Source organism: Mycolicibacterium insubricum (genome assembly GCF_010731615.1).
Classification (GTDB): Bacteria; Actinomycetota; Actinomycetes; order Mycobacteriales; family Mycobacteriaceae; genus Mycobacterium; species Mycobacterium insubricum.
Genome location: NZ_AP022618.1, coordinates 740,839 through 751,274, shown reverse-complemented (window position 1 = coordinate 751,274; position 10,436 = coordinate 740,839). Strand labels below are relative to the sequence as shown.

Below are 10,436 nucleotides of genomic sequence, written 5' to 3'. Positions count from 1 at the left end.
TCTAGGAATGAGTTCCTCCGGCGCGCGACGCACACCGGTCACCATCGCGGTCGTCGCGGTGGCCGCCGTCGCGCTGGCGGCCGCCATGATCACCGCCTTGCATGCCCTACGCACCACTACCGACAACAGCCAGCGGGCCCAGTCGTTCACCGTCGGTGGCTGCGTCACCGTTGCGGCCGCGAACAGCCCCGCCGAGCCGGGCCAGGCCCAGCCCGCGTCCTGCACCGAGGACCCCAGCTACACCGTCGGCGCCGTCGTCGCGGCCGGCAACACCTGCCCGAGCCCGGAGTACCAGCGGGCCGACTCCGACTCCAACACTCTGTGCCTGGTGCCCAACCTGGTCGCCGAGCACTGCTACCTGCTGAACATGCCGATCGGCACCCTGGCCCGCAGCAACTGCGCCGCCCCGCCCGAGGCCGGGCTGCTGGTCCAGATCACCAAACGCCTCGACACCCACGACCGGACCGCCTGCCCGCAGACCGGCGCCGATCACGTCTGGCCCTATCCCTCACCGGCGCGGACGTACTGCACCCGCACCCTCATCTAGGGACGTTCTTCGCATCGGGAGTGCACTGGGCGCGGCCCTTTCGCCCGAATCGGGCCTTGTCGGCAAGCTCACTGCACTGCCGATCCGGCAACCACGGCTGAGCGCACTCTCGACGCCCGAAACCACGCTCACCGCACTCCCGAACACGCTCAACGCACTGCCGACGCCCAAGAACCGGCCCGACGCACTCCCGACCGCACACCGAGACCTCAACACCAGCCACTTTCGCAGCAGGGCCCGAAGGTGGCTCAGCGCCCGACGAGATCGGCGACCGCCTGCAGCGGAATCGGCAGCCAGGTCGGCCGGTACCGCGCCTCGTAGGCCGTTTCATACAGCGCCTTGTCCAGCTCGTAGGCGGCCAGCGCCTCGGCGTGTTCGCGCGGATCCCACTGCGCGAGTTCGGCATAGCCGTCGCAGAACGCCTCTCGGTTACGACCGGTCCACTCCCGCGCCCGGGCCGCCCACTGCTTGTCCCGCGGGTCACCGCCCTGGCCGATCAACGGCTGATACGCCGCGTACTCGAACGAACGCAGCATTCCGGCCACATCGCGCAGCACCGAATCGGGCCGGCTGCGCTGGTCCAACGGGGTGCCCGGCTCCCCCTCGAAATCGATGACCAGCCAATGCTCCGGGGTCCGCAGCACCTGCCCCAGGTGCAGATCGCCGTGTACCCGCTGCACGGTGATCGGGACGCCGGCCAGCGCCTCGAACCGTGCCCGCGATCCCGCGGCGAACTCGCCCAGCTGCGGTGCCCGCTCCACATCGGCGGCCAGTCGGCGCAGCGCCTCGTCCACCGGGAATTCCCCTACCGCAGAGCCGAGTTCACCCGCCAGCATGGTGTGCACGTCGGCGACGGCCATCCCCAGGCGGTGGGATTCCCCGGCGAAGTCGCCGCCCACCTCGTCGGCGTAGAGGTCACCCTCGGCGTATAGGTCGCGCGAGCTGGCCGTGGCCATCCGCCAGCCCTCGGCGGCGTTGACGGCGAACTCGGTGAGCATGCCCAGCGGGCACGGCTGCCCCGACCACACCGTCTCATACGATCCCAGCAACCGGGCGACGTGGCGGCTGCCCGCCCGGCCGAGCGCCCGGTTCAATTCGACGTCCGGGTTGATCCCGGGCACCACCCGGCGAAACACCTTGAGGATCGCGTGCTGGTGATAGATGACGCTGGTGTTGCTCTGCTCGGCGGTCGACACCCGCGCCGGGGCCGAAACATCCAGTGCCACACCGGGCTCCGCGGAGAATCTCACCCTTCCCCGGGTCGCCGACTCGGCGAACAGCGACAGCAGGTACGCCGCGGCCTCCGGGTCGTACAGTGCGTCGCAACCGAGGCGGTCGCCGTCGGATCCGATGGTCGCCTGCGCAGTGTACTCGGCCAGCGGTTCCCCGTCCCACCCGACGAACACCTGGTAGCGCTCGGTGCCGCCGTCGGTGTATTCGACATCGACGAGCACCAGGTCCAGGCGGTCTCCGAGCGGGACGACGACGCCCGGTTCCGCCGAGGTCAGCGTCCGTCCCCGCCCGGCGTACCAGCGTTGGTTCGGCAGCCAGCTCATCCATGGCAGGTTCACTTGCGCGCTCACGTTGTGGCCTCCTCCGGCGCCCCGAGGTTCAGCAGTTCGAACCAGTAGAAACCGTGACCGGGCAACGTCAGCAGATACGGCAGTTGCCCGATCCGCGGGAACTGAACGCGCCCAGTCAGTTCCACCGGTGTGTAGCCGGCCCAGGTCTGCAGGTCCAGCTCGATCGCCTGCGGGAACCGGGACAGGTTGTTCACGCACAGCACCACATCGGCGCGGTGCTCGCGCACGAACACCAGTACCGACGGGTTGGAGCCACCGAGCTCGCCGAAGTGTCCCACCGCAAACGCGGCGTGGCGGCGGCGAACCCCCAGCATGCGCCGGGTCCAGTTCAGCAGTGACGACGAATTGTCCCGCTGCGCTTCGACATTGACTGCCTGATAGCCGTACACGGCGTCCTGGTTCGGCGGCAGATAGAGCCGACCCGGGGTGGCGGTGGAGAATCCCGCGTTGCGGTCCGGCGTCCACTGCATGGGGGTGCGCACGCCGTCGCGGTCACCGAGCCAGATGATGTCGCCCATGCCGATCTCGTCGCCGTAGTACAGCACCGGCGAACCGGGCAGCGACAGCAGCAGAGCGGTGAACAACTCGATCTGGTTGCGGTCGTTCTCCAGCAGTGGGGCCAGCCGACGCCGGATACCCACATTGGCCTTCATCCGCGGGTCGGTCGCGTACTCGGCGTACATGTAGTCGCGTTCCTCGTCGGTGACCATCTCCAGGGTCAGCTCGTCGTGGTTGCGCAGGAAGATGCCCCACTGGGCCATCGCCGGGATCGGCGGCGTCTGGGCCAGGATCTCCGAGATCGGGATCCGCGACTCACGGCGCACCGCCATGAAAATCCTTGGCATCAGCGGGAAGTGGAAAGCCATGTGGCATTCGTCGCCGCCGGTGGCCGGGTCGCCGAAGTACTCGACGACATCCGAGGGCCACTGATTGGCCTCGGCGAGCAGCACCCGCCCGGGGAATTCCTCGTCCACCACCTTTCGGCAGCGCTTCAAAAACGCGTGTGTTTCCGGCAGGTTCTCGCAGTTGGTGCCCTCCCGCTCGAACAGGTAGGGCACGGCGTCCAGTCGGAATCCGTCGATGCCCAAACCGAGCCAGAATCGAAGTACGTCGATCATCGCGTCAGCGACGGCCGGATTGTCGTAGTTGAGGTCGGGCTGGTGGGAGAAGAACCGATGCCAGTAGAACTGTTTGCGCAGTGGGTCGAAGGTCCAGTTGGATTCCTCGGTGTCGACGAAGATGATGCGCGCTTCGGCGTACCGGTCGGCGGTGTCGCTCCACACGTAGAAGTCGCCGTAGGGCCCGTCGGGATCACGGCGGGACTCCTGGAACCACCGGTGGGTGTCGGAGGTGTGGTTCATCACCAGGTCGGTGATCACCCGGATCCCCAGGGCGTGGGCGGCGTCGAGCAGGGCGACGAAGTCCTCCACGGTGCCGAACTCGGGCAGCACCCGGTTGAAATCCCGGATGTCGTAGCCCCCGTCGCGCAGCGGGGAATCGTAGAACGGCGGCAGCCAGAGGCAGTCGACACCAAGCCATTTCAGGTAGTCGAGGCGCTCGATGAGGCCGCGCAGGTCGCCGCAGCCGTCGGCGTTGGAGTCCTGGAAGGCGCGCACCAGCACCTCGTAGAACACCGCCTTCTTGAACCAGGTGCGGTCGGTGGGCAGGATCCGCGCGGTCTCGGCCACCGCGCCCTCGGCGGCGACCGTGTCGTCGGCCGCCACCACCTCGGTGTCCCGGTCCGCGACCGTCACGGCGCCACCACCAGTACCGGCGCCGGCCGGACACCGACCTTCACCCGGGTTCCCGGCGGAAAGTCGCGAGCCCGGGCGCTGCCCAGTTCGGCGATCAGCAGGGTTGCGTCGGGCAGCACGACGTGCACCCGGGAGATCGGCCCGAGGAAGGCGTTGGATTCCACGACGCCGGGGCCGTCCTGGACTGGGCGCAGCGCCAAAGCCTCCGGACGCACCATCGCCAGACCCGGCCCGGCTTCGATCGACCCCGCGCGCAACGGCAGCGCGACGCCGAGCACCCAGGCCTTACCGTCGATCACCCGGGCGGGAATGTAGTTGGACAACCCGACGAAGTCGGCCACGAACGGGGTGGCCGGATGCGCGTACAACTCGGCTGGGGTGTCGATCTGTTCAAGCCTACCGTCATTCATCACCGCGACCCGGTCCGCCAGCGCCAGCGCCTCCTCCTGATCGTGGGTGACGAACAGGGTGGTGATGCCCAGTTCCAACTGCAAGTGGCGCATCTGTTCGCGCAGTTGAGCACGCACCTTGGCGTCCAGCGCCGACAGCGGTTCGTCGAGCAGCAACACCCGGGGTTCGATCGCCAGCGCCCGGGCCAGCGCCACTCGCTGCTGTTCGCCACCGGAGAGTTGATCGGCGAACTTGTCGGCGTGCCCGGAAAGCCCGACCAAGTCCAGCATCTCGCCCGCACGCCGGCGTCGCTGCGTGGCACCGCGGCCGCGGACCTTCAGTCCGAAGGCGACGTTGTCGAGCGCGCTCAGATGCGGAAAGAGACTGTAGGCCTGGAACACCATGCCCATGTCCCGCTTGTTGGCCGGCACCCGGGTGACGTCGACGCCGTCCAGATACACCGAGCCGGTGCTCGGTTCGTCGAGGCCGGCCACGATGCGCAGCGCGGTGGTCTTACCGCAGCCCGACGGGCCCAGCAGCGCGACCAGTTCACCCGGTTCGATTCGCAGCGTCAACCCGTCGAGCGCGCGGACTGTCCCATACTGCCGGCCGAGGTCGACCACGTCCACCGAAACCGATTGGCGCGCAGTCATCACACCCCCGCCGAGTTCCGTCGGCGCCGCCCGCCGGTCAACAGCGTCAGGCCCAGCAGCAGCGCGAAACCGAACAGTAGTACCGCCAGCGACGCCGCGATCGAGGTCCGGCCGTCGGTCCCACCGACCGCCACGATCTCGACCGGCAGCGTGTGGAAGGTGAGCAGCGACGCGATGGTGTATTCACCCAGCACGACGGCGGTCGAAATGAAAGCGGCGGCAAGGATTCCCGACCAGATGTTGGGGATCACCACGCGTACGACGGTAGTCGTCCAGCCGGCGCCGAGCGAACGGGCCGCCTCCACCAGGGTCCGCAGATCGACCCCGGCCAGCGCCGTGTCCAACGCCCGGTAGCCGAACGGCAGCACCAGCACCACGTACACGAACGTCAGGGTTAGCGGAGAGTCACCGAGCAGGTAGGCGATCCACAGGTAGACGTTGCGCAGTCCGACCACGATCACCAGCGCCGGCACCACCAGCGGCAGCAGGCAAAGGAATTCCAGCGGCCCCTGGGCCCACCGGGCGCGCAGCCGCACCCAGATCAGTGTCGGCAACAGCACCACCAGCAGCACCAGGGAGGTCAGCGCCGCCAGCCCTAGCGAGGCGCCGATGGCGTCGAGCATCGCCGGGTCGGATACCAAGTTCCGCCAGGACGCCAGGGTCCGTCCGCCCGTGCGCAGGTCGCGGGTGGAGAAGTCGGCCATGGCGAACAGCGGGAACAGAAAGAAGACCGCGAACCCCAGCGCCAGACTGCCGCGGATCCACCGCTCCCTGATCATGACAGCCACCGCGCGGTACGCCGGACCAGACGGGTGTAGCCGAACATCACCGCGCCGACGACGACGATCATCTCCAGTGCCAGCGCATAGGCCATCCCGGTCTGGCCGAGGACCACCTCGCTGGTCAGCGCCGAGCGGATCAGCAGCGGCAGGATCAGGTTGCCCTGGCTGATCAGGGCGGCCGCCGTCGCATAGGCGGCGAAGGCGTTGGCGAACAGCAGCAGCGTCGAGCCGAGGAACACCGGCCACAGCACCGGGACGGCGACCTCGCGCCAGTACTGCCATTCCGTCGCTCCGAGGTTGACCGCCGCCTCACGCCACCGTCGTCGCAACCCCTCCAGGGCCGGCAGAAAGATCACCACCATCAGCGGGATCTGGAAGAAGGTATAGACCAGGGTCAGGCCGACCGGTCCGTACATCCAGCGACCGGGCACCAGATCCACGCCGAACAGTTGCGTCACCCACAGCGTGAGGAGCCCGAGCGCGGCCTGGTAGGCGAATGCCAGCGCCACCCCGCCGAACTGGGCCAGCACACCGGACAGCGCGAGCGCCGCGCGCCGCACCAGGGAGGTGGGCCGCAGCGCGACGATCAGCCAGGCCAGCAGTCCGCCGAACACCGCCCCGAGCGCCGCGCTGGCCGCCGACAGCGCCAGGCTGCGGCCCAGCGCGTGCAGCGCGGTGGAGGAGAACAGCGCCTCGATATGGATCCAGGTGAACGAGCCGTCGTCGACGAACGCGTTGATCAGTACGGTTCCCGACGGCACCACCAGGAATACCGCGATGAACAGCAGCAGCGGCAGCAGCGGAGCCGCCGCGACCACGCGTCGAAGGACCGTCATCAGCCGATACTTCTGCGGGTGATCCCGGCTTCCCCTCGGCTCCGCGGCCACTCGCTGCGCTCCCGTCCACTCCACCGAGTCTCGCCGAATCACCCTATGTTTCTGCGGGTGATCCCGGCCTCCCCTCGGCTCCGCGGCCACTCGCTGCGCTCCCGTCCACTCCACCGAGTCTCGCCGAATCACCCTATGGCCTTGGCCCAATTGTCGGCGAGGTAGACGGTGGCGGCGCGCACCTGGTCCTCGGTGGGGATGGTGATCGGCCCGTCGATGGTGACCATCGTTTCGAAGGCCTTGCGGTCCAGGGTCCGGTTGATCATCATGACGTCGGCGCGCACCGGCCGCACCCCGCTGTGGGCGAACAGGTTCTGCCCCTCGTCGCTGAACAGGAACTCCTGCCAGAGCCGGGCGGCGGCCGGATGCGGGGCGTCGGCATTGATGGCCTGGAAGTAGTAACCGGCCACCGCGGCGTCGTTGGGCACGAACACCCGCCACGTCGGCACCTGCTCGGTCTCGGCGCCATTGAGATAGTTCCAGTCGATCACCACCGGCGTCTGGCCGGCTTCGATGGTCGCCGGGGTGGGGTCGACCGGCAGGAAGTTGCCCGCCTGGTTGAGATCCCGGAAGAAGTCCACGCCGGGTCCGATGTCATCGGCCGACCCACCGCGGGCCAGCGAGGCCATCAGCACGCCGGAGAACCCGGCGCCGGCCTGGGTGGGGTCGCCGTTGAGGGCGACCTTGCCCTTGAACTCGGGTTTCAGCAGGTCAGCCACGGAACCCACAGTGGGCACCTTGGCGGAGTCGTAGCCGATCGACATGAAGCCGCCGTAGTCGGCGACCCAGCGGCCCTCGGAATCCTTCAGCTTGTCGGCAATGTCGGCGAACGTCGCGACCTTGTACGGCGCGAACTTGTCGACGTTGGCCAGGGTGACGGCCTGCCCGAGGTCGAACACGTCGGGGGCGGTCTTCTTGCCACGCTGCTGGACGGCTGCGTTGATCTCCTCCTGGCTGTTGGCGTCCGGCAGCGCGGAGTTGACCTTGATGCCGTACTTGGCGGTGAACGCGTCAATGATCTCGCCGTAGTTGGCCCACCGGGTCGGCAGCGCGATGACGTTGAGTTCCCCCTCGGCCTTGGCCTTGGCGATCAATCCGTCGAGTCCCCCCAGATCGGCCGCGGAAGTGGCGGTGGCGGCCGGGCCGCGGTCGTTGTCGTGCGACGGGGGGCTGCAACCCGTCAGGATCAGGGTCAGCGCCGCGGCGGCCGCGGCGACGGCGCGAAGCCGGGGAAATCTCATGCCTCTAGCCAAACACAATCGAGCGCCGGCGACGACATCACCCGGGCCGGCGCCGGATATCGAAAAGGTCCCTCACCCGAGGGTGAGGGACCTTTTCGATGACTACTGGACTCAGCTGTGAAGCAACACGCGCTGCAGGTCCGGCTTCATGGTCTGCAGTTCGCGGCCCCAGTAGGCCCAGTTGTGGGTGCCGTTGTCCGGGAAGTTGAACACACCGTTGGTACCACCGGCAGCGATGTAGTTGTCGCGGAAGGTGATGTTGGTACGGATGGTCAGGCCCTCCAGGAAGGTGGCAGGCAGGTCGCCGCCGCCGAGCTCGTTGGGCTGGCCGTTACCGCAGTAGATCCAGATGCGGGTGCCGTTGGCGACGATCTGGGGGATCTGCACCATCGGGTCGTTGCGCTTCCAGGCGTTGTTCGGGTCGCCCGTCGAGCCCCACATGTCGTCGGCCTTGTAGCCGCCGGCGTCACCCATCGAGATGTTGATCAGGAAGGGCCACCAGCCCTCGGACGGGTTCAGGAAGCCCGACATCGAGGAGGCGTAGACGAACTGGTTCGGGTGGTAGACCGACAGGGTCAGCGAGGCCGAACCGGCCATCGACAGACCGATGGCGGCGTTGTCGGTGGACCGCACCCCTCGGTTGGCCTCCAGCCACGAGGGCAGCTCGGAGGTCAGGAAGGTCTCCCACTTGTAGGTCTGGCAACCGGCCTTGCCGCACGCCGGCTTGTACCAGTCGCTGTAGAAGCTGGACTGACCACCGACGGGCATGACCATCGACAGGCCCGAGTCCAGGTACCACTCGAAGGCCTGGGTGTTGATGTCCCAGCCGTTGTAGTCGTCCTGCGCGCGCAGACCGTCGAGCATGTAGATGGCCGGGGAGCCCTGGCCACCGCTCTGGAACTGGATCCGGATGTCGCGGCCCATGGAGGCCGACGGGACGTCCAGGTACTCCACCGGCAGGCCGGGACGCGAGAACGCGCCGGCAGTGGCGGTTTCACCGACCAGGCCGACCAGGCCCGGCAGGGCTGCGGCGGTAACCGCGGCGACGGCGGCCCGTTTGGCCCACTTTCCTCGGATCTTCTGAACGAGATTCATCCTTGCTTTCCAGCCGTTCTGTTATGCGACGCACAACCGTCGCGACTTCATGCTTTCCACACCTGCTGCGGAAAACGACTACTGACGAAGTTTTGGCATGCGCCAACCGCAGTGCTTGCGGGCTGACCCTAACAGGGACATCCCGCGCTGGGAAAGCCGCAGGCTCTCCGATCAGGTCATCGTCGGCGGGGTGACCTGGCGTTACATCCGCCGCGTGATCAGCCTGGGTTCCGGCCGCACCGCACCTGCCGGGGAGCGCAAGATTACGCCTCCACCAGCGGAAACGCCACTGCCGACCGCGAAGGCATCGGGAAGGGTCGAACAGAGGCCGAGTGGAATTTCTCACGATCGGCACAAAATTCCACTCTCGGTGCGTCCCGCGGCCCGCACGGATCGTTACAGACCCTTAGCCACAGGTTCATCCGATCGTTCGTCGACCGAGATTTGTCGCGGGTCTCCGCGCAGCAGCCGGGCGGCCGGGGTGGCGGTGTGACCGATCCCACCCCCGAGCCGCGGTAACAAAACAGAGGTGAGCAGCGACGTTACTGTTCAGTCCGGGCGAATCACTACCATCGGTGATTCACCGAAGTCGAAGGGATACCGATCAATGCGGCGACCTGTGCGTATGGCCCTCACATTGCTGACGGCACTGCTGCTGGCCATGCTGAACACCGCAGCCGTCGGTAGCGCATCGGTGGCCAGTGACACCGGCGCGACGGTGGTCCGGGTGCAACCGGCCACCGGCTCGACGGTCGGTGTCGCGCACCCGGTGATCGTCACCTTCGCCGCCCCGGTCGCCGAGAGCGCCCGCGCGGGCGTCGAGAGCACGATCAAGATCACCGCGCCGGCCAATCCCACCGGCAGCTTCGAGTGGCTCGACGATCACACCGTGCAGTTCGTCCCGACCGAGTTCTGGCCGGCGCACTCCCAGATCAAGGGGTCGGTGGGCGCGGTGCCGCTGAACTTCGAGACCGGTGCCGCCGTGCTGGGCGTGGCCTCCATCTCCAAGCACACCTTCACCGTCAGCATCGACGGCGCAGTCGCCCGCACCATGCCCGCCTCGATGGGCAAGCCCAAGCACCCGACCCCGGTCGGCTCCTTCACCGTGCTGGAGAAGCAGAACCCGGTGGTGATGGATTCACGCACCATCGGCATCCCGCTCAACGACCCCGAGGGCTACAAGCTGACGGTCAACTACGCCGTGCGGATCACCTGGGGCGGGGTCTACGTGCACTCCGCTCCGTGGTCGGTCGGCCAGCAGGGCTACTCCAACGTCAGCCACGGCTGCATCAACATCAGCCCGGACAACGCGGCCTGGTACTACAACACCGTCGGCGTCGGCGACCCGGTGATCGTCAACGCCTGACCCGGCGGTTCGGCGATGCTCGGCGGAGTGGGCGCGAGCGAAGCGAGTGGCCGCGGAGCCGAGGGGAAGCCGGGACCGCCGCGCAAAACCCGGCGGTTCGGCGATGCTCGGCGGAGTGGGCGCGAGCGAAGCGAGTGG

General features: G+C 67.8%; 9 protein-coding genes. 2 read left to right on the top strand and 7 right to left on the bottom strand.

Annotated features, from left to right (window positions below):
* Positions 1-7 precede the first annotated feature (7 nt).
* Positions 8-547: a hypothetical protein gene (locus G6N16_RS03510; protein ID WP_234805953.1), complete on the top strand. Its 540-nt coding sequence runs from the start codon at positions 8-10 to the stop codon at positions 545-547.
* Positions 548-795: 248 nt separating this feature from the next.
* Here G6N16_RS03510 and G6N16_RS03505 read toward each other — a convergent pair whose 3' ends face one another.
* The 7 genes from G6N16_RS03505 to G6N16_RS03475 all read right to left on the bottom strand — a co-directional run bounded on the left by G6N16_RS03505 (position 796) and on the right by G6N16_RS03475 (position 8,932).
* Complete coding sequence (locus tag G6N16_RS03505; protein ID WP_272937585.1) at positions 796-2,118, bottom strand: maltokinase N-terminal cap-like domain-containing protein; 1,323 nt, start codon at positions 2,116-2,118, stop codon at positions 796-798.
* Between the two features lie 8 nt (positions 2,119-2,126).
* Entirely contained in the window at positions 2,127-3,818 is a 1,692-nt protein-coding gene (gene treS / locus G6N16_RS03500; RefSeq protein WP_234805954.1) for a maltose alpha-D-glucosyltransferase, read from the bottom strand.
* A 62-nt stretch (positions 3,819-3,880) separates the two neighbouring features.
* A complete protein-coding gene (locus G6N16_RS03495) occupies positions 3,881-4,927 on the bottom strand; it encodes an ABC transporter ATP-binding protein (RefSeq protein ID WP_083032441.1) in 1,047 nt (348 codons plus the stop codon).
* Positions 4,927-5,706 (bottom strand): ABC transporter permease, encoded by a 780-nt coding sequence (locus G6N16_RS03490; RefSeq protein ID WP_083032440.1) that lies wholly within the window; start codon positions 5,704-5,706, stop codon positions 4,927-4,929. The genes G6N16_RS03495 and G6N16_RS03490 overlap by 1 nt, the downstream gene beginning before the upstream one ends.
* The gene (locus G6N16_RS03485; RefSeq protein ID WP_083032438.1) at positions 5,703-6,545 is read right to left on the bottom strand and encodes an ABC transporter permease; all 843 of its coding nucleotides are present in this window, start codon (positions 6,543-6,545) and stop codon (positions 5,703-5,705) included. Before G6N16_RS03485 ends, G6N16_RS03490 begins: the two co-directional genes overlap by 4 nt.
* Positions 6,546-6,724: 179 nt before the next feature.
* On the bottom strand, positions 6,725-7,837 hold the full coding sequence (locus tag G6N16_RS03480) for an ABC transporter substrate-binding protein (protein ID WP_083032437.1): 1,113 nt from the start codon (positions 7,835-7,837) through the stop codon (positions 6,725-6,727).
* Between the two features lie 111 nt (positions 7,838-7,948).
* Entirely contained in the window at positions 7,949-8,932 is a 984-nt protein-coding gene (locus tag G6N16_RS03475; RefSeq protein WP_083032435.1) for an esterase family protein, read from the bottom strand.
* A 607-nt stretch (positions 8,933-9,539) separates the two neighbouring features.
* On the opposite strand from G6N16_RS03475, the gene G6N16_RS03470 reads away from it, so the two are divergent.
* On the top strand, positions 9,540-10,298 hold the full coding sequence (locus G6N16_RS03470) for a L,D-transpeptidase (protein ID WP_083032434.1): 759 nt from the start codon (positions 9,540-9,542) through the stop codon (positions 10,296-10,298).
* Positions 10,299-10,436: the final 138 nt, after the last annotated feature.